Genomic DNA, 19034 nt, shown 5'->3' with positions numbered 1-19034 from the left:
CAACGTAGCAACCGCTCCTGCACGCACGTCCCTCGTGCCCGGCCTAGCCTGATCCTGTGAGCAACCCGGACAGTCACCCCACCGAGGTCGTCTGCGGCGAGGACGCCGGCGCAGACCACGACGCACCGTCCGCACCCGCCGCGGCCGTCGTCCTCCCCTACCGCGAGGTGCCGCTCGGCGGGCCCCGCGCGATGCCCGTGCGCCGCAGCCTCCCGCAGCGCGAACGCTCGCTCATCGGCGCGTGGTGCTTCGTCGACCACTACGGCCCGGACGACGTGTCGCAGACCGGCGGGATGGCCGTTCCGGGTCACCCACACACCGGCCTGCAGACCGTCTCGTGGCTCTTCACCGGCGAGGTCGAGCATCGCGACACCACGGGCGCCCATGCCTTGGTGCGCCCCGGCGAGCTCAACATCATGACCGCCGGGAGGGGCATCGCCCACTCCGAGTACTCCACGCCGGGCACGACCGTGCTGCACGGCGCCCAGCTCTGGGTGGCGCTGCCCGAGGCCGACCGCTCCACGGACCCCGGTTTCGAGCACTACGCCCCGCCCGTCACCGAGGTCGACGGCGCTCGCGTCCTCGTCTTCCTCGGCACCCTCTTCGGCCAGACCTCGCCGGTGACGATGTTCTCCGACCTCGTCGGCGCGGAGGTGACTCTCGAACCCGGGCAGTCGCTCACCATCACGCTCGACCCTGCCCACGAGCACGGACTTCTCTGCGACACAGGGCTTCTCACCGTGGGCGACGCCACGGCGAAGCCCGGCGAGATCGCCTTCCAGGCCCTCGGAGCCGAGCAGGTCACGGTCGAGGCCGGGCCCGGCGAGCCGACCCGGTTCCTCGTGCTCGGCGGCAAGCCGTTCGGCGAGCAGATCGTCATGTGGTGGAACTTCATCGGCCGCAGCCACGACGAGGTCGTCGGCTTCCGGGAGGAGTGGGAGCGCGCCCGCGAGGCGAACATGCACGAGAACGGCGCCGAGACGGCATACGGCGTCTTCCCGAAGGAGTGGGACCACACCCTCCCGGCCCCCGACCTCCCGAACCTGCGCCTGCGCTCGCGCGGCTGACCTCGCCGTTTGGACGCTGGTGCCGGTCAGGAGAAGGATGGCGACCATGCGCGCTACGACGATCCACGCTCCCGGCGACATCCGACTCTCCGAGGTGCCCGACCCGACCATCGAGGCGCCGACCGACGCGATCGTGCGGGTCACCGCCGGCTGCATCTGCGGCTCCGACCTGTGGCCCTACCGCGGCGAGAACCCGATCCGCGAGGGAGCGACGATCGGGCACGAGGCCGTCGGCGTCGTCGAGGCGATCGGCTCCGAGGTCAAGGACTTCCGGCCCGGAGACTTCGTCGTCATCCCGTTCTGCCACTGCGACAACACCTGCCCCGACTGCCTGGCCGGCGTGCAGTCCGCCTGCCCCAACGCCGACGGCACCTCGAGCGGGCAGGCCGAGCTGACCCGCGTGACCCAGGCCGACGGCAGCCTCGTCAAGACCGACGGCATGCCGGACGACGCGCTGGTGCCGTCGCTGCTGGCCCTCACCGACGTCATGGCCACGGGGTGGCACGCAGCCGTCGCCGCTGGAGTGCGCGAGGGCTCGACCGCCGTCGTCGTCGGCGACGGCGCGGTGGGCCTCTGCGGCGTCATCGCCGCCCAGCAGCTCGGCGCCGAGCGCATCGTCGCGATGTCGCGGCACGAGCCACGGCAGGCGCTCGCCCGCCGCTTCGGCGCGACGCACGTCGTCGCCGAGCGCGGTGACGACGCGGTGGCCGCCGTCATGGAGCTCACCGGCGGCATCGGCGCCGACGCCGTGCTCGAGTGCGTCGGCACCCACCAGTCGATGGACACCGCCTTCCACGTCGCCCGGGCCGGCTCGACCGTCGGCTTCGTCGGCGTGCCGCACGGCGTCGAGCTGCCGCTGCGCCGGATGTTCGTCCGCAACATCGGCCTGGCCGGCGGCATCGCCCCGGTGCGCCGCTACCTCCCCGACCTCATGGAGCGGGTCCTCGACGGTCGCATCGACCCCGGCCTGGTCTTCGACCTCGAGCTGCCGCTCGACGAGGTCGCCGAGGGCTATCGCGCCATGGACGAGCGCCGCGCCATCAAGGTCCTCCTCCGGCCCTGATGCACTCCCTCGATCGAGAGTGCACTCCGTTCCGTCCCTCCCGGTCGAGCGGGCGGTTCGTCACGCTCGCCCGATCGGGTATGCCGTCCCAGTGACCCACGCACGCCTCGTCGACACCGCCGCGCCGAGCGCACCCCGCGGGGTCGTGCTCGTGCTGCACGGTGGCGCCGCTCGCCGGAAGCCGATGCGGGTCAGCCCCACCCAGCTGTCGGTGCTGCGCATGGTGCCGATCGCGGCGCGCATCGCCCGGGCCGCCAAGGGTGAGCTCGCGGTGCTCCGCCTGCTCAACTCGACCCGCGGCTGGGACGCGCACCACACGCCGGTCGACGACGTGCGCTGGGCCCTCGGTGAGGTGACGGCCCGCTTCGGTCCCGACCTGCCCGTCGGTCTGGTGGGCCACTCTCTCGGCGGTCGCGCGGCGCTGCTCGCCGCTGCCGAGCAGCCCGTCGTGAGCGCGGTCGCCCTCAACCCGTGGGTGTACCCCCACGAGGGCCACCTCGACCTCACCGGCCGGCAGGTGCTGCTCGTCCACGGCGACGACGACCGGGTCGCCCGGCCGACCAGCTCGGCGGCCGTCGCCCGCGACCTCGCCCGCACGGCGCACGTCTCCTACGTCACGGTCGAGGGCGGCCGGCACGCGATGCTGCGCCGGCACCAGGTCTTCGACGGGATCGCCGCGGGATTCACGGCAGCGACGCTGCTCGGCCGCCCACCCCACGGCCCGGGAGCCGCGGTCGTCGAGAGGGTTCTCGCCGGGGAGCAGTGGCTCGACGTCTGAGCCCGATTCGTCCAGTCTCCGTAGGTTGTTGACCTGTTCATCACGTAACACGTGCTTACTTTGCAGTCACCCCTTTCGCGCAATACAGTCGAGGCATCCCCCGCGACCGGTCCGGAACAAGGTGAGGACCTGGATTGGCCCCGAGATTTGCGTCCGTCGATGACTACATCGCGTCCTATCCCGAGGACACGCGCAGTCAGCTCGCCGGCGTGCGACGCACGATTCGCGAGGCCGCCCCGCACGCGGCCGAGAAGATCAGCTACGGCATGGCGACCTTCACCGTCGACGGCAAGCCGCTGATCTACTACGCCGGCTGGAAGAACCACGTCGGCCTCTATCCGGTGCCCACCGGCGACCCCGAGTTCGAGGACGCCATCGGCCCCTACCGCCGGGCCAAGGACACCGTCCGCTTCCCGATCAACCGCCCGGTCCCCCTCGAGCTCATCTCCGAGATCACCGAGCTGTGCCTGCAGCGCCGGGCGGCGATCGCCGAGGCGACCGAGAGCTGACGAGCTGACGAGCGGCCACAGCCGGCCTCTCGACGGTTCAGGGTGCGGGGGAGACGCGCGTGAAGCGCAGCGTCACGAGCTGGAACGGCCGGAGCTCGACCGTCACCCGGCCTCCGGGCGCCGCGGCTGCAGCGTCGCTCGTGACGAGGGCGTGACGCCCGTCGAGGGCCGGCGAGTCCTCCTCGAGGAGGTCGACCTCGGCGACCGACGACCACTCGAACCCGGGGCGCACGACCGAACGAGCCCGCCCGCCGCGCGACTCGTAGAGCCGCACCACGACGTCACCGCTGCCGTCCTCGGCGAGCTTGACGGCCTCGACCACGACGGCAGGGTCGCCCACCTCGACGAGCGGGCCCACCTCGACGACGCGGGCGACGGACCCGTCTGCGCCAGTGGGCGTTCGCGCACCGAGCAGCGGGAGGTGGACGGCATACCCGTGCTCGACCGCCTCGGCGACATCGGCGCCGGGCACGATGCCGAAGCGGACGACCTGTTCGCCCACCTCCTCCGAGCTGTCGGTCGTGGGGTCGGGGAAGGACGGTGAGCGCAGCAGCGTGAGGCGCATCGTCGTGACCGGCTCGCCCGCGCCGGTGACCGAGCGGCGCACCGCGTGCCCGTAGGTGGCCTCGTTGACGAGCGCGACGCCCCAGCCCTCCTCGCCGACGTGCAGCCAACGGTGCGCGACCATCTCGTGCCGCGCCGACTCCCACGACGTGTTCTCGTGGGTCGGCCGGCGCAGGTGCCCGAACTGGATGTCGGCGCTGCTGTGCGGGGCGAGCACCGAGACGGGGACGTATGCCGCCAGGGCGCGCTCGCGCTCGCGCCAGTCGACCCGCACCTCGACGTCGACCCGCGGGGAGTCGGCGGTGACGGTCGTTCGCTGCACGAACGTCGAGCGCCCCACCGCGCCGCGCGCCTCGACGACGACGCGCAGCGACCCGCTCTCGACGACCTCGACGACGGTGTCGACGGGCGAGGTCCACGTGCGGCTGTGCGGCTTGTCGATGTCCCACGCGTCCCACATCGCAGGGACGTCGGGGTGCAGCCGCAGCTCCGCGGCACGTGCACCCGCCGGCAGCACCTGCCGGTCGTCGTGCCGGTGGTCGACCAGTGAGTCGATCGACCCGTCCGTCGAGACCGTCACGGAGACAAGGCCGTTCGTGACAGTGAGCCCTTCCACCGACACGGGGTTGGCTGGCTGGTCGACGACCCGGCCGCCGACCGACAAGGCCGGCACGTCGACCAGGACCCGGCCCTGCGCGCCGTCGACCACCTCTCGACGCGCGTACGGGCCGGCGTTGAGCAGGCCGCCACCGACTCCACCGAGCCCGCCGGGCCCACCGACGGCACCGACCCCGCCGGGCCCACCGACGGCACTGAGCAGCTCGAGCCCTTCGTCGACGAGGGAGCGCAGCTCGGCGGTGAGGCGCTCGAAGTCGTCGCGGGCCTCGCGGTGCACCCAGGCGATGGCGCTGCCCGGGAGGATGTCGTGGAACTGCAGGAGCAGCAGGCGCTCCCAGACGAGACGCAGCCGCTCTGCCGGCCACTCCCCCAGGCCGTGCACCGCGACGAGGGTCCACACGAGCTCGGCCTGGCGCAGGAGCGCCTCGCAGCCGCGGTTGCCGACCTTCATGGCGCGCTGGCTCGTGAGGGTGCCGCGGTGCAGCTCGAGGTAGAGCTCGCCCACCCACGTCGGCGCGCGGTCGGCGTACTCGTCGCGCACGCCGTCGAAGAACGACTGGGCGGTGCCGACCTCGACCGCGGGTGAGCCCTCGAGCGAACGCAGGCGCCGCGCGCGCTCGAGCATCTCGCGCTCGGGCCCACCACCGCCGTCACCGAAACCGAACGGGATGAGGGCGCGCCGCGAGCGCCCCTTGTCGAGGTGCTGTCGCGCGGAACGGTGCACCTCCGCGCCGCCCAGCTTGCTCTCGTAGGTGTCAGCCGGCGGGAAGTGCGTGAGGACCCGGGTGCCGTCGATGCCCTCCCACCAGAAGGTATGGTGGGGGAACGTGTTGGTGTCGTTCCAGCTGAGCTTCTGGGTGAGGAACCACTCCGCGCCCGCGAGCCGGGCGATCTGCGGGTATGCCGCCGAGTACCCGAACGAGTCGGGCAGCCACACGCCGCGACACCGGACCCCGAGCTCGCGCTCGAAGAAGCGCTGCCCGTGGAGCAGCTGGCGCACGAGGGACTCGCCGCTCGGCATGACACCGTCGGCCTCGACCCACTGGCCGCCGACGGGCTCCCACGTGCCCGCGGCGACGGCGTCCTTGATGCGCTGCCAGATGGCGGGCTGGCGCTCCTTCATCCAGGCGTACTGCTGCGCGGACGAGCACGCGAAGACGAGCTCGGGGTAGTCGGCGGCGAGCGCCGTCACGTTCGCGAAGGTGCGGGCGCACTTGCGCACCGTCTCGCGGACCGGCCAGAGCCAGGCTGAGTCGATGTGGGCGTGGCCGACGGCGGTGAGTCGCTGGGCGCTGGTGACCGCCGGCGCGGCCAGGACCTCGACGAGCGCCGCCCGGGCGGCAGCCGCCGTGTGGCGGATGTCGTGGACGTCGAGAGCCGCGAGCGCGTCGTCGAGCGCGGCCGTGACCTCGAGCCGACGGGCGTCGCGCTCGGGCAGCTCCGTCGCGAGGTCGACCAGCACGTCGAGGTCCATCGCCAGGCCGAAGACCTCCGGCTCGAAGACGGCGACGTCGACGCGCCCCAGGAGGTAGCGCGGCTCGGCGCCCGCCGTCGCGACCTCACCGAGCCCGGTCGGCCGGAACCCGTGCTCCATGACGGCCGGGTTGCCGGCCGCCTCGAGGAAGAGATGGACCTGCTCCCCGCCGGCGGCCGACGGTGAGACCCGGAACCACCGGTTCATCGGGTGGATGCCCTTGAGTGGCGTGCCATCGGCGTCGTGGAGCAGCCCCTCGGCCTGGAAGCCGGGGCCCTCGCCGCGGAAACCGAGGTCGACGACGACCTCCACGCACTCCCCCGCGAACGCCTCGGGCACCGAGCCGGTGATCTCGAACCACCACGTCGACCACGGCTCGCCCCACGGCGTGCCCGGGCCGGCGGGCTCGAAACCTCCGCGCGCCGCCACCCCCAGCGCGACGGCGACCGGCACCGGCTCACCGGCGACGTGCCACGCGGAGGTGGCGAGCGGCACCCGGTCTCGGTGGACCGCAGGGGTCACGTGCTCGGCGAGCACGCGGCGGGCGCGGCGCAGGACGTGGGCGCTGTCGTCGAACACGCCCCCGACCCTAGCCACGCACCGCCCGGGTTGGCGGCGTCAGGCGGGCGACGAGTCGATGACCGACAGGACGTTGCCCGCCGGGTCGGTGAACCAGGCGATGAGCGGACCGCCCTGGCGGAAGACCCCCTTCTCGTCGGTCTCTGTCGGCGTGCCCTCGTACCTCTCGAACGTCACGCCTCGCGACGTCAGCTCGTCGACGGCCGCCTCGACGTCGTCGACCGGGAAGTTGAGGATCGTGAAGGTCGCGGGTGTGTGGTTCGGTTTCGGGTAGACGATCACCGGCCGGTCGCCGGCCAGGTGCAGCGTGAGCATGCCGTTCGCCTCGGTCACCCTGAGGCCCAGCGTGTCGGCGTAGAACGCGCGGGCGGCGGGGATGTCGTCGACGGAGAAGCCGCCGAACGCCTTGGAGCTCTCGAGCACGTCGTGCCCCTTCCTCGTGTCGGTGTGACGGGTCGGTCTGGAGGGTCGGTCTGAAGCGTCGGTCCGGCGGGTAGGTGTCTTGGGTTGCGCCGGTCCCGGTCACGATCATGTCATGTGACCCCGGTCACAGTCGCCGACCGTAAAGCGCGGGTAAAGGCGCTCAAAACGGGCCTTCAACGACCTTTCTGGCGCGACTCCGTTACCTCAGCGTGACTTTTGCCCGACAAGTCGTCTACTCTTCCGGGTGTCCGACCACCTGGTCGGGCGCTCGCGAGGTGGACCGCCTAGTCCTGTCACCGCCTGACGAGCGAGAGCAAACCTTGTGACAGGAGCGGAGGAACCACACGTTTCTCCGGGCGTCCGGCGCCACGACTCCGGACGTCCTTGGGGTGAAGTATTCGCCCGGATCGCGACTCGTCGCGGGCCGGGGGAGCACCGGGCACCTCCCCGCCCGAACCCGACAGCTAACTTCGTAGGCGCGGAGAGGTACACGTGTGAACAACGAGATCATCCGCGGCCGCCACCGTGCGCCTGGCCGTCACAACCCCCTGAACGAGCTCAAGCTCCTCGCTCGCGAGACGGCACAGCCGGCCATGAAGGGCGCGGCTTTCGTCGCGGCCACCGGTGGCCTTGTCGCCAGCTTCGCGAACCCCGCGAGCGCCGAGCCCCTTTCCGCCTCCACCGCCGGCGCTGCCGCGGTCGGCCCGACCGCAGGCGCCGTCCCCGCCGCCTCCACCGCCCTGGCGAAGATCGGCTACGCGCCGGCAGCCCAGAAGGCGACCACCCAGCCCGCTGCTGCACCCAAGCCGCAGGTCATCGAGGACATCCAGGTCAAGACCGAGCGCGCCGCCGCCAAGGCTGCCGCCGCGAAGGCCGCTGCCGAGAAGGCTGCAGCCGAGCGCAAGGCCGCCGCCGAGCGTGCCTCGCGCGACCTGACCCGTCGCACGCTCACGGCGACCACCTCGATCAAGTCGAGCAGCAACGGCGCCGTCCCGGGCGCGTCCTCGGGCATGCGCTCCGCCTACAACTGGGCCACCGAGGGCCAGTGCACCTGGGGCGCGCTCGCCAAGTGGCACGCCTCCGAGGGCTACTACCCCGGCGGCTGGACCGGCAACGCGATGGAGTGGGCCTCCGGCGCCGCCAACGCGGGCTACACCGTGACCGGCACGCCGCGTGCGCGCTCGATCCTCGTCATGCAGCCCGGCGTCCACGGCTCCTCGAACGTCGGCCACGTCGCCTGGGTGACCGGCGTCGACGGCAACCAGGTGCACATCATCGAGATGAACGCCCTGGCCGGCCCGTACAACTACAACACCCGCACCCTCACCGACGGTCCGGGCATGAAGTACATCTACGCGCCGTGACCCACGCGATCTGAGCGCTGCACGCGAAGGGGAGGATGCCGCGGCATCCTCCCCTTCGTCATGCCTGACGCGTCACACCAGCCGCCCTCGGGGAATGATCCCCCCGCTGTCCGACTTGTCGCCCACGTGGTCGAAGGCTCCTCCGCTTCGCGGGAGCGAGCCGCCGACCGTCACCGACAACCTCCACCGACAGTGAGGAGCAGGCCTGTGTCCACGGCCTTCGAGAGCATCCGCATCGGCCGCTGGGACCTCCCCCAGCGCTTCGTCATGGCCCCGCTGACGCGCAACCGCGCGGGCGCGGGCCAGGCGCCGACCGAGCTCAACGCCGAGTACTACGGCCAGCGCGCGAGCGCCGGCCTCATCATCACCGAGGGCACGCAGCCCAGTGCCGTGGGTCAGGGCTACCTCGACACCCCGGGCATCCACTCCGACGAGCAGGTCGCCGGCTGGCGCCTCGTCGCCGACGCCGTGCACGCGGGCGGCGGCCACGTCGTCGTTCAGCTCATGCACGCCGGCCGCGTCGCCCACCCCGACAACAAGGGTGGCCTCGAGAGTGTCGCCCCCAGCGCCATCGCCGCACCCGGTTCCATCGTGACGCCGTCCGGCGAGCAGCCGTATGCCGTCCCGCGGGCCCTTGAGACCGACGAGATCCCTTCGCTCGTGGCCGAGTTCGTCCACGCGGCGCGGCAGGCGGTCGCGGCCGGGCTCGACGGCGTCGAGGTGCACGCCGCGAACGGCTACCTGCCGCACCAGTTCCTCGCGCCGTCGAGCAACCAGCGCACCGACGCGTACGGCGGCTCGCCCGAGAACCGCGCTCGCCTCGCGATCGAGATCACGACCGCCGTCGCCGAGGCCATCGGCGCCGACCGGGTCGGCATCCGCATCTCGCCGGCGCACAACATCCAGGGCGTCCTCGAGGAGAACGAGCTCGAGACGGCCGCGACCTACGAGACGCTCGTCGAGGGCATCGCGCCGCTCGGCCTCGCCTACCTCAGCATCCTCGGCGACCCCGAGTCCGACCTGGTGCGCAACCTGCGCAAGAGGTTCGGTGGGCCCGTCATCCTCAACACCGGGTTCGCCTCCGTGACCGGCCTGGCCGAGGTCGAGGACATCCTCGAGCGCGACCTGGGCGACGCCGTGGCCGTCGGGCGCGAGTTCCTCGCCAACCCCGACCTCGCCCGCCGCTGGCGCGAGGGTGCCGCGCTCAACGAACCGAACCCGGCCACCTTCTACGGTGGCGGCGCCGAGGGCTACACGGACTACCCTGCCCTCCCCTGACACCTGCACCGTGAACCGCCGCGCCGCCCCGGCGGGGCCGGCGCGGCGGTCTCAGCGCGGTTCCGGCGGGCTCTCGCCCGGCGGCGGTGGGTCCCCGAGGGGGCGCTGCACCCACGTGACGTCGTGCCACGCCCCGAACTTGTGGCCGATGTCGCGGTAGGTGCCGACCTTCTTGAAGCCCATCGCCGCGTGCAGCCGCCCGCTGGCCTCGTTGGGCTGCGTCATCCCGGCAGCCGCCACCCGGTAGCCGCGCGCGGCCAGCCGTCGTAGCAGCTCCTCGTAGAGCCGACGGCCGCCGCCTCGCCCTCGGCGGTCCATCGCGAGGTAGACCGACACCTCGCACGACCAGCGGTAGGCCGCGCGCTCCTTGAAGGGCCCGCCGTACGCGTACCCGACGACCTCACCCGCGTCCTCCAGCACGAGGAAGGCGTGCAAGCGTTGCGCCTTCTCGATGCGTCGCCCCATCTCCGCCGCGTCCGGCGGCTCGGTCTCGAAGGTGATCGAGGTGCCGGTGACGTAGGGCGCGTAGATGGCGGCGCAGGCCACCGCGTCGGCAGCGGTCGCGTCGCGGACGTGGACTTCGGGCATGGCGCCGATGCTAGGTGCAGGTGTGACAGCCAGTCCCTGCCCTCGGCACACGACAGACCCTCCGGCATGCGACCCCTCCGGCATACGACACAGTGGGCGTGTGCCGGGGCGTCCCGACGGGCAGGCCACCGCCGTCGAGCGACCGTGGGCGCAGACCGCTCCCTTCTGAGCCGGGCGGCGCCGCCTGCGCGAGGTCACCGACGGTCGTCGGCAAGCTTCTCGAGCGCGGTCAGGGCGTCCATCGCCCGGGACCTCAGGTCGCGCAGGGCGCGCTGCTCGTCGGCGTCGAGGTGGCCGAGCAGGAACGCCGCCGCCTCACCGCTCTCGACGTCGAGCGCCAGGTGCCGCAGGGTCGAGCGCGTGACCGTCGCGTCGTGGTGCAGGCCGATGACGTCCTGGGTACCCTCGGCGACCTCCTCGATCTCGCGGATGCGCGACCCGGCCACCGGTGCGGCCGCCTCGGCCGCGTAGCGCAGCCGCTTGGCCGCCTTGCGCACGTCGTGCAGCCGGGCGGCCTGCTCCTCGGGGTCGCTCGTGGCCCGAGCGAGACCGATGCGTTCGACCACGCGCTCGAGGTCGTGCTCGACGCGTTTGCGGGCGATCTTCCTCGCTCCCCCGTCCGCCTCGGCCGTGAAAGGGGGATCGGTGACGGCCGCGTCGAGCAGGGCGATCACCGCGGCATACCTCGTCGAGGCGAGCGTCTCGTCGACGACGTCGCCCGCGGCGGCGAGGTCGAGGCGCAGGCGGGCACGCAGGCCGGTGACGGCGTCGTCGAGTCCGACCGGTTCGGCGGCCGCGAGGAGCAGCTCCGTGTGCTCGATGACGACCTCGATGTCGCGCGCCTGACCCAGCAGCCCCGACACCCACCGCAGCTCGTCACGCAGCGGGTCGGTGACCGTGGGCTCGAGCACCGGTCGGAACGTCGCGAGGGCCGAGCGGATGCGCCGGATGGCGACGCGGACGTCGTGCAGTCCCTCGGGCTCACCGCCGAGCAGTGCCTCCTCTGCCTCGGTCAGCGCCTCCCGCTGCACCGTGAGGCGCTGACGCACCAGGGACGCGGCGGACGGCATACGCCATTCCTACCCGTGGCGGTGACCGCAAGTCACCGGTTCCGCCCAACCTGTGAACTCGGGGTGGACCCCTGCCGCTCCGGGCGATCGAAACGTACAGTCGAAAAGGTGGCACGGGTCACCGCTCCCCCCGCAGTCGACACCTCCGCCCCCGGCGCCGGGACACCTCTGCGCGCGCGGCTGCTCGCACCGCCCGGAGTATCGCCGGACGGCCCCGTCCACAGCCCCGAACCCGGCCCTCCCGAGGGGCCGCTGCAGCGGACGCGCCGCCGCCTTGCCGCCGTCCCCCGCTGGGTGTGGGCGGCTCTCTCCGTCGTCCTGCTCGTCACGGCAGCCCTGACCGCGTATGCCGTCACGCGGCCACCCGAGCCCGCACCGATCACCCAGCGCGACGTCGACGTGACCGTCCAGAAGGGTCTGGGGAGGCAGGCCGAGGCCGAGGCGGCCGCCCCTGCCGACGCGACGCTCGCGCACGCCGCCATCGCCCCGTCGCTCGTCGTCATCACGACGCGCGGCACGTCGGCAGGCCCCCAGTCGCAGGGCAGCGGCGCGGGCGTCGTCGTCAACGCCGACGGCACGGTGCTCACAGCGCTGCACGTCGTGGAGGGGGCCAGTGCCATCACGGTCGCCTTCTCCGACGGAACGACCTCGCCCGCCATCGTCGCGTCGCGCAAGCCCGAGAGCGACATCGCGACCCTCACCCCCGCGAGGCTGCCCGAGACGGTCGTGCCGGCCGTGCTCGGCGGCGGGCTGCCCGTGGGGGCGCCCGTCTTCGCCGTGGGCCACCCACTCGGACTGACCGACTCGCTGTCGGCGGGCGTCGTGTCGGCGCTCGACCGGACGGTCCGCGTCGAGGGCAACCGCAAGCTCGAGCACCTCATCCAGTTCGACGCCGCCGTCAACCCCGGCAACTCCGGCGGCCCGCTGCTCAACAAGGCAGGGCAGGTCGTGGGCATCGTCACCGGCCTCGCCAACCCCACCGACCAGACGCTCTTCGTCGGCATCGGCTTCGCCGTGCCCATTGCGACCGCAGGGGGCGGGGGCGGCAGCCTCCCGCGATAGGTGGCACACGGCATACGTCGGCAGCACGACCGGGCCCGAGAACACGTAAGAGAACAGGCACGAGAACAGCACGAGAAGCATCAGCCCAGCACGACCGAGCAGCAGCGACAGGAGCACGGCATGGACGGCGAGGCAGGCAGTCGGCAGGGACGGCACGAGCTGGAGCAGGCGCTCTACGAGGTCAAGCGGACCATCGTCGGGCAGGACCTGCTGCTCGAGCGGATGATGGTCGCCCTGCTCGCCCGCGGCCACCTGCTCGTCGAGGGCGTGCCCGGGCTGGCCAAGACGATGGCGATCAAGACGCTCGCGCACGCGATCGGCGGCGAGTTCCAGCGCATCCAGTTCACGCCCGACCTCGTGCCGGCCGACCTCGTCGGCACGCGCATCTACAACCAGCACGACGGCGAGTTCCAGGTCTCGCTGGGGCCGGTCTTCGCCAACCTCGTGCTCGCCGACGAGATCAACCGCGCACCCGCGAAGGTGCAGAGCGCTCTGCTCGAGGTCATGCAGGAACGGCAGGTGACGATCGGCCGCGAGACCTTCCCGGCCCCCGACCCGTTCCTCGTCATGGCGACGCAGAACCCGATCGAGTCGGAGGGCACGTACGCACTCCCCGAGGCGCAGGTCGACCGCTTCATGCTCAAGGTGCTCATCGGATACCCCTCTGCCGCTGAGGAGTTCGTGGTCGTCGAGCGCCAGATCGCGGCTGCCGTCGCGACGGTCAAGGTGCTCGACCCGGAGCTGCTGCGCGGTTTCCAGCGTGAGACCGATGCCGTGTACGTCGACCCCGCGGTCATCGAGTACGCCGTCCGGCTGGCGACGGCGACCCGCGAGCCCGCCGGTGTGGGGCGTGACGACCTGGCCCGGCTGCTGACGTACGGCGCGAGCCCGCGAGCGTCGATCAACCTCGTGCTGGCGGCGCGCGCGTTGGCGTTCCTGCGCGGGCGCGACTACGCGCTTCCGGGTGACGTCAGCGATCTCGCTCGCGACGTGCTGCGGCACCGCATCGTCCTGTCCTACGAGGCGCTGGCCGAGGACCTCTCTCCCGATGACCTGCTCACGCCGATCATCCACGCGGTGCCGGTGCCGACGGCGCCCCTGCGCGAGCAGCAGGGCCGAGACCATCGGGCCCGTGGCTCGGTGGCCGGCGCGTTCGGGGCGGAGTCGGGCGGTATCCCTGCGGGGGGCACGGCCGGCGGGTCCGCAGCTGGTGACGCGACATGGGCTCGACCGACACGCTGAGCGCCGAGCAGCTGCTCCGACGCCTCGAGTGGAGGGTGGTGCGGCGGCTCGACGGTCGGCTGCAGGGCGACTACCGCAGCCTCTTCCGAGGGTCGGGGCTCGACTTCACCGACCTGCGCGAGTACGAGCCCGGCGACGACCTGCGGCACATCGAGTGGAACGTCACGGCACGGCTCGACACCCCGTACGTGCGCGAGTTCGTCGAGGACCGCGAGCTGACAGCCTGGCTGCTGCTCGACCACTCGGCCTCGATGGGCTTCGGGCCCGTCGCTCGCCAGAAGCACCTCGTGCTCGCGGAGGTCGCCACGACCCTGGCGCACGTGCTGACCCGCGGTGGCAGCAGGGTCGGGGCGATCGTCATGGACACCGGCGTCGACGCGGTCATCCCGCCGGCGTCGGGTCGGATGCAGGTGCTGCGCATCGCGCAGCTGCTGCTCGACCGGCGCGAGTCCCGTTCCGCCGCAGACGATCCCGTCCCGACATCCGGGTGGCTGGCGAGCCGCAGGTCGCGGACCGGGCCGGGCCGGGACGTCAGCCCGACCCGCTCCCGGCGCAGCAAAGGCGATCAACACAAGGGCGATGACCGCAGGGTCACCGACCTCTCGTTGCTGCTCACGGCTGCGGCGGGCATCGCCCGGCGGCGCGGGCTGGTGCTCGTCGTGTCGGACTTCATCAGCACGGACGGCTGGGAGAAGCCGCTGGCGCGGCTCGCGCGGCGGCACGAGGTCGTGGCGATCCAGGTCGTCGACCCGCGTGAGAGCGAGCTGCCCGACGCGGGGGGTGTCTACGTCGAGGACGCCGAGACGGGCGAGCAGATCTTCGTCGACACGAGTGACGCCTCCTTCCGTGCGCGGCTTGCGGCTGCCGCGGACGCGCGGCAGGCCGACCTCGAGGCACGGGCGCGCAGGGCCGGCGTCGACCTCCATCGCATCCGCACCGACGACGACCTCGTGCGGTCGCTCATGCGCATCTCCGACCTGCGGCGCAGGAGACGGCGATGAGGAGACCGCGATGAGGAGCTGGCGATGAGGAGCTGGCGATGAGGAGACCGCGATGACACTGACGTGGCCGTGGGCGCTAGCGGGACTGCTCGTCGTCCCGCTGCTCGTCGTCGGCTACCGCCGGGTGCTGCGGGTGCAGGAGCAGCGGCGCCTCGCCCTCGCCGAGCAGGGCCTCGTCATGCCGGCACCCCGCCGCGGCTGGCGGCGTCACCTCGGGCCGGGCCTGCTCATCGGTGCCCTCACCGTCCTGGTGCTGTCGCTGACGCGGCCGGTGGCCTCGGTCGCCGAGCCGCATCGCGAGGGCACGGTCGTGCTCGCGTTCGATGTGTCGAACAGCATGGCCGCCAAGGACGTCAAACCGTCCAGGCTCGAGGCGGCCAAGGCCGCGGCGCGCGGCTTCGTCGAGAAACAGCCTGCGTCGGTGCGCATCGCGGTGGTCGCGTTCGGCGGGACCGCCCTCGTGACGCAGCGGCCGACCGACGACCGCGCAGCGGTGCTGGCAGCGGTCGCCCGCCTCAAGCCGTCGGGCGAGACGTCGCTCGCGGACGGCGTCCTCAGCGGCCTGAGCGCGATCGTCGGCAAGCCGGTCAAGGCGCCGGGCGACGCCGAGGCGGGGACGACCGACGAGTCGGCCATCGGTTTCCACGGCGGCACGGCCATCGTGCTGCTCACCGACGGCGAGAACACCGCCTCCGCCGACCCGGTCAGGGCGGCCGAGCTGGCCTCGGCGGCAGGCGTCCGCGTCGAGCCGATCGGTCTCGGGACGCCGGAGGGCACCGTCATCGAGGTCGACGGGTTCAGCATCGCGACGGCACTCGACGAGACGTCGCTGCAGCAGATCGCGGAGACGACGGGCGGAACCTACCGCCGGGCGAGCAACGCCGCGTCGCTGGCCGCGGTGTACGACTCCATCCAGCTGCAGTGGACGACGCGGACCGTGCCGCACGAGGTGACGTCGTGGGTCGCGGCCGTCGCGGCCCTGCTGCTGCTCGGCGGCGCGACCGTGTCGGTGCTGCGACAGGGGCGGGTGATCTGAGTGTCGTTCGAGCTGCCCGTCCTGCTGGTCTCGCTGCTCCTCGCGCCGTTGCTGGCAGGGGTCTACGTCTGGCAGCTCCGGCGCCGGCGGCGTCAGGCCGTGCGCTTCTCCAACGTCGCCCTGCTGCGGTCCGTGGGAGCCGGGTCGCACTCCTGGCGGCGGCACGTGCCGATCGCCCTGGTGCTGGCCGCGCTCGCGCTGCTCGGCCTGGCCTCGGCCCGCCCGACCGTGACGGCCCAGGTGCCGACGTCGAGCTCGACGATCATCCTGGCGCTCGACGTGTCGGGGTCGATGTGCGCGACGGACGTCGACCCCAACCGGCTGGCCGCGGCGCAGGCTGCGGTGCGGTCGTTCATCCAGAACCAGGACGACGACACGAAGATCGGCTTCGTCGTCTTCTCCGGGTTCGCCCAGCTGGCGGTCGCACCGACGGTGAACCGCGACGAGCTGCTCGAGGCGCTCGACGCGGTGACGACCGGCCGCGGCACGACGATCGGTGCAGCCATCCTCCGCTCGATCGACGCGATCGCCGAGCTCGACCCGAACGTCGCGCCCTCGGACGCCGTCGACGAGCCGACGACCGACGGCCAGGGAGCCGTCGACCCGACTCCGACACCCGCGCCCAGCGCCGGGGCCGGCGGGGCCGGCGGCACCGGCGGCACCAGCGGCACCGGCGAGAAGCCCGACGTCGCGCCTGAGATCATCGTGCTTCTCACCGACGGGGCGAACACCCGCGGTGTCACTCCCGCCCAGGCCGCCGAGCAGGCCGCGGCCCGCGGCGTGCGGGTCTACCCGATCGGTTTCGGCACGACGAACCCGACCCAGATGGCGTGCACCCGCGACCAGTACGGCGGGTTCGCGCAGCCGCGCATCCGCGACTTCGGCGGCGGCGGCGGTGGTGGCGGCGGCGGTGGCCCCGGCGGCGGGCGCAACTTCCTCGTCGTCGACGAGGCCGCGCTCAAGGGCGTGGCGCAGAAGACGGGCGGCGAGTACTTCGCGGCGACCGATGCCGACGCCCTGACGAAGGTCCTCGCCGAACTGCCGAAGCACGTGACCGTGACCGAGCAGCAGGTCGACCTCAGTGCGGCCTTCGCCGTCGTGGCTGCCGCCGCGCTGCTCGCCGGCCTGGCCCTGTCGATCGGCCGTCCGCGTAGGGCGTGACCGACGACGTCCGATGGCTCGTGCGTTTCGGACCCGTCTGTCGTGTCGGTCACTCGAGACGGGGTCCCGAGGCTCGCCCCACCCAGGACGTGCCCTGGGAGGTGCCGCTCGGTTCCCTGTTCACTTCCGGCGCGGTCGGGAGCATTCTTGAGGAGGGCGAAGGTGGGTGGTGCGCTGTGGCGACGAGGGTTGGCTTCACCGGCCAGACGGCCCCCTGCGGGTCGGTTGTGGACGGTACGCGCTACCACGACAGCGACGACGAGGGGATGCGCGTCGAGCACATCCACTACGGCTGCGGCTGCCAGGACCTCCGCGACGACTTCCACGACGGAAGCACCCACCGGCGCGTGGTGCACCACAGCGGCAAGCTGCTGCTCGACGAAGAGCTGCGCGGCGAGTAGGCCACGGACACCACCATGCGCGCCGACCACGACATCCTCGTCATCGGAGGTGGCGCCGCGGGCCTGAGAGCCGCCATCGCCATCGCCGAGGTGGACCCCGCACTGCGCGTCGCGGTGGTCTCCAAGGTGTACCCGATGCGCAGCCACACGGTCTCCGCCGAAGGAGGCGCCGCGGGGGCGGTCGCCAGCGACGACAGCCTCGACGAGCACGCGTACGACACGGTCTCCGGAGGTGACTGGCTCTGCGACCAGGACGCCGTCGAGGCGTTCGTGAAGGAGGCTCCCCGCGAGCTGCTGCAGCTCGAGCACTGGGGCTGCCCGTGGAGCCGGCAGCGCGACGGCCACATCGCCGTGCGCGCGTTCGGCGGCATGAAGCGCAAGCGGACCTGGTTCGCCGCCGACAAGACCGGCTTCCACATGCTGCACACGCTCTTCCAGACGTCGCTGAAGTTCTCCGACATCGCGCGGTACGACGAGTGGTTCGTCACCCGGCTGCTCGTCGACGCCGGCCGGGTACAGGGGGTCGTCGCCCTCGAGCTGGCCACCGGGCGGATCGCGCCGATCACGGCCAGGGCGGTGATTCTCGCGGGCGGTGGCTGCGGCCGGGTGTTCCCGTTCACGACGAACGCGAACATCAACACGGGCGACGGCATGGCGCTCGCGTGGCGGGCGGGCGTGCCGCTCAAGGACATGGAGTTCGTGCAGTACCACCCGACGGGCCTGCCGTTCACCGGCATCCTCATCACCGAGGCCGCGCGCGCAGAGGGCGGCTGGCTGCTGAACAAGGACGGCGAGCGTTACCTGCAGGACTACGACCTCGGCACGCCCACGCCGGAGCCGGTGCTGCGCAGTATGGAGCTCGGCCCCCGTGACCGCCTGTCGCAGGCGTTCGTGCACGAGGACGAGAAGGGCCGCACCATCGACACGCCCTACGGTCCCGTCGTGCACCTCGACCTGCGCCACCTCGGCGAGACGGTGATCGACACCAAGCTCCCCTTCGTGCGCGAGCTCTGCCTCAAGTACGAGAACATCGACCCGGTCCGCGAGCTCGTGCCCGTGCGCCCGGTCGTGCACTACATGATGGGCGGGGTCCACACCGACATCGACGGCGCGACGCCGCTCGCGGGCCTCTATGCGGCGGGCGAGGTGGCCTGCGTCAGCATCAACGGCGCCAACCGGCTGGGCTCCAACTCCCTTCCCGAGTGCCTGGTCTTCGGTGCGCGCGCCGGCCGCGCCGCTGCCCAGTATGCCGCCGGCGCGCCCGACCCCGGACCCTCCGTCGCAGCACAGGCCCGCGACGAGGACCGGCGGCTCGGGAGTGACCTCAGGGACCGCGCGGACGGCCGCGAGCCGATCGCGGGTCTTCGGACCGGCATGCAGCAGGCCATGGAGGACAGCGCCGGGATCTTCCGCACCGAGGACTCCCTCGTCAAGGGCGCCGAGACGCTGCGCGAGCTGCAGGAGCGGTCCGCCTCGATGGCGGTCCATGACCACAGCCGCGCGTTCAACACCCAGGTCGTCGCCGCCCTCGAGCTGTCGAACATGCTCGACGTGGCCGAGGCGATCGTCGCCGCGGCCCTCAGGCGCGAGGAGTCCCGCGGTGCCCACCAGCGCCTCGACTTCCCGGCCCGCGACGACGAGCGCTACCTCGGGCACTCGCTCGTCCACCGCGACGAGGCGGGCGCCCACGAGGTCGAGTACGTGCCGGTGACCCTCACCCGATGGCCACCCGGGGAACGGGTCTACGGGAGGTGAG

Annotated in this window: 17 protein-coding genes and 1 riboswitch; of the genes, 13 read left to right on the top strand and 4 right to left on the bottom strand. The window is 72.5% G+C overall.

The genetic code is table 11. The features are described 5' to 3' along the window. Positions 1-56: 56 nt before the first annotated feature. The 4 genes from ACFQ2V_RS12915 to ACFQ2V_RS12900 all read left to right on the top strand — a co-directional run bounded on the left by ACFQ2V_RS12915 (position 57) and on the right by ACFQ2V_RS12900 (position 3417). Positions 57-1067, top strand: a complete 1011-nt coding sequence (locus ACFQ2V_RS12915) for a pirin family protein (protein ID WP_386053130.1) — start codon at positions 57-59, stop codon at positions 1065-1067. 46 nt (positions 1068-1113) lie between these two features. Further along, entirely contained in the window at positions 1114-2130 is a 1017-nt protein-coding gene (locus ACFQ2V_RS12910; RefSeq protein ID WP_386053129.1) for a zinc-dependent alcohol dehydrogenase family protein, read from the top strand. Positions 2131-2221: 91 nt separating this feature from the next. Next, a complete protein-coding gene (locus ACFQ2V_RS12905; RefSeq protein WP_386053127.1) occupies positions 2222-2908 on the top strand; it encodes an alpha/beta hydrolase in 687 nt (228 codons plus the stop codon). 134 nt (positions 2909-3042) lie between these two features. Further along, positions 3043-3417 (top strand): iron chaperone, encoded by a 375-nt coding sequence (locus ACFQ2V_RS12900; RefSeq protein WP_386053126.1) that lies wholly within the window; start codon positions 3043-3045, stop codon positions 3415-3417. Positions 3418-3454: 37 nt separating this feature from the next. Here the strand turns inward: ACFQ2V_RS12900 and ACFQ2V_RS12895 are convergent, their stop codons facing one another. After that, positions 3455-6652, bottom strand: coding sequence for an alpha-mannosidase (locus ACFQ2V_RS12895; protein WP_386053124.1), 3198 nt, complete (start codon positions 6650-6652; stop codon positions 3455-3457). Between the two features lie 39 nt (positions 6653-6691). Beyond that, entirely contained in the window at positions 6692-7075 is a 384-nt protein-coding gene (locus ACFQ2V_RS12890; RefSeq protein WP_386053122.1) for a VOC family protein, read from the bottom strand. Between the two features lie 301 nt (positions 7076-7376). Continuing rightward, positions 7377-7566, top strand: a riboswitch (cyclic di-AMP (ydaO/yuaA leader). A gap of 3 nt (positions 7567-7569) precedes the next feature. Here ACFQ2V_RS12890 and ACFQ2V_RS12885 point away from each other — a divergent pair. Together ACFQ2V_RS12885 and ACFQ2V_RS12880 are read left to right on the top strand one after the other, a co-directional pair. Continuing rightward, positions 7570-8439, top strand: a complete 870-nt coding sequence (locus ACFQ2V_RS12885) for a CHAP domain-containing protein (protein WP_386053120.1) — start codon at positions 7570-7572, stop codon at positions 8437-8439. A 207-nt stretch (positions 8440-8646) separates the two neighbouring features. After that, complete coding sequence (locus ACFQ2V_RS12880) at positions 8647-9717, top strand: alkene reductase (protein WP_386053119.1); 1071 nt, start codon at positions 8647-8649, stop codon at positions 9715-9717. A 51-nt stretch (positions 9718-9768) separates the two neighbouring features. On the opposite strand, the gene ACFQ2V_RS12875 is transcribed toward ACFQ2V_RS12880, so the two are convergent. Together ACFQ2V_RS12875 and ACFQ2V_RS12870 are read right to left on the bottom strand one after the other, a co-directional pair. Further along, positions 9769-10305 carry a GNAT family N-acetyltransferase gene (locus tag ACFQ2V_RS12875; protein ID WP_386053118.1) on the bottom strand — a complete coding sequence of 179 codons (537 nt, stop codon included), beginning with the start codon at positions 10303-10305 and terminating at the stop codon, positions 9769-9771. 194 nt (positions 10306-10499) lie between these two features. After that, complete coding sequence (locus tag ACFQ2V_RS12870; protein WP_386053116.1) at positions 10500-11375, bottom strand: CHAD domain-containing protein; 876 nt, start codon at positions 11373-11375, stop codon at positions 10500-10502. Positions 11376-11483: 108 nt separating this feature from the next. On the opposite strand from ACFQ2V_RS12870, the gene ACFQ2V_RS12865 reads away from it, so the two are divergent. The 7 genes from ACFQ2V_RS12865 to frdA all read left to right on the top strand — a co-directional run bounded on the left by ACFQ2V_RS12865 (position 11484) and on the right by frdA (position 19033). Continuing rightward, entirely contained in the window at positions 11484-12437 is a 954-nt protein-coding gene (locus tag ACFQ2V_RS12865; protein ID WP_386053115.1) for a S1C family serine protease, read from the top strand. 120 nt (positions 12438-12557) lie between these two features. Further along, positions 12558-13679, top strand: a complete 1122-nt coding sequence (locus ACFQ2V_RS12860) for an AAA family ATPase (protein ID WP_386053114.1) — start codon at positions 12558-12560, stop codon at positions 13677-13679. Then, the gene (locus tag ACFQ2V_RS12855; RefSeq protein ID WP_386053112.1) at positions 13658-14680 is read left to right on the top strand and encodes a DUF58 domain-containing protein; all 1023 of its coding nucleotides are present in this window, start codon (positions 13658-13660) and stop codon (positions 14678-14680) included. The genes ACFQ2V_RS12860 and ACFQ2V_RS12855 overlap by 22 nt, the downstream gene beginning before the upstream one ends. A 52-nt stretch (positions 14681-14732) precedes the next feature. Further along, positions 14733-15716 carry a VWA domain-containing protein gene (locus ACFQ2V_RS12850; RefSeq protein WP_386053110.1) on the top strand — a complete coding sequence of 328 codons (984 nt, stop codon included), beginning with the start codon at positions 14733-14735 and terminating at the stop codon, positions 15714-15716. Next, the gene (locus ACFQ2V_RS12845) at positions 15717-16877 is read left to right on the top strand and encodes a VWA domain-containing protein (protein WP_386053109.1); all 1161 of its coding nucleotides are present in this window, start codon (positions 15717-15719) and stop codon (positions 16875-16877) included. Positions 16878-17053: 176 nt separating this feature from the next. Next, positions 17054-17278 carry a hypothetical protein gene (locus tag ACFQ2V_RS12840; RefSeq protein WP_386053108.1) on the top strand — a complete coding sequence of 75 codons (225 nt, stop codon included), beginning with the start codon at positions 17054-17056 and terminating at the stop codon, positions 17276-17278. A 15-nt stretch (positions 17279-17293) separates the two neighbouring features. Next, positions 17294-19033: a fumarate reductase (quinol) flavoprotein subunit gene (gene frdA, locus ACFQ2V_RS12835; RefSeq protein WP_386053107.1), complete on the top strand. Its 1740-nt coding sequence runs from the start codon at positions 17294-17296 to the stop codon at positions 19031-19033. Position 19034 lies beyond the last annotated feature (1 nt).

The sequence above is a fragment of the Terrabacter terrigena genome, from assembly GCF_042676085.1.
In the GTDB taxonomy this organism is placed as follows: Bacteria; Actinomycetota; Actinomycetes; order Actinomycetales; family Dermatophilaceae; genus Terrabacter; species Terrabacter terrigena.
This window is presented reverse-complemented; position numbering and strand designations above follow the sequence as displayed.

Coding starts and splice junctions, on each gene's coding strand:
- ACFQ2V_RS12910 (WP_386053129.1), top strand. CDS start 1,114: ATGCGCGCTACGACGATCCACGCTCCCGGCGACATCCGACTCTCCGAG.
- ACFQ2V_RS12875 (WP_386053118.1), bottom strand. CDS start 10,305: ATGCCCGAAGTCCACGTCCGCGACGCGACCGCTGCCGACGCGGTGGCC.
- ACFQ2V_RS12870 (WP_386053116.1), bottom strand. CDS start 11,375: ATGCCGTCCGCCGCGTCCCTGGTGCGTCAGCGCCTCACGGTGCAGCGG.
- ACFQ2V_RS12860 (WP_386053114.1), top strand. CDS start 12,558: ATGGACGGCGAGGCAGGCAGTCGGCAGGGACGGCACGAGCTGGAGCAG.
- ACFQ2V_RS12855 (WP_386053112.1), top strand. CDS start 13,658: ATGGGCTCGACCGACACGCTGAGCGCCGAGCAGCTGCTCCGACGCCTC.
- ACFQ2V_RS12850 (WP_386053110.1), top strand. CDS start 14,733: ATGACACTGACGTGGCCGTGGGCGCTAGCGGGACTGCTCGTCGTCCCG.
- frdA (WP_386053107.1), top strand. CDS start 17,294: ATGCGCGCCGACCACGACATCCTCGTCATCGGAGGTGGCGCCGCGGGC.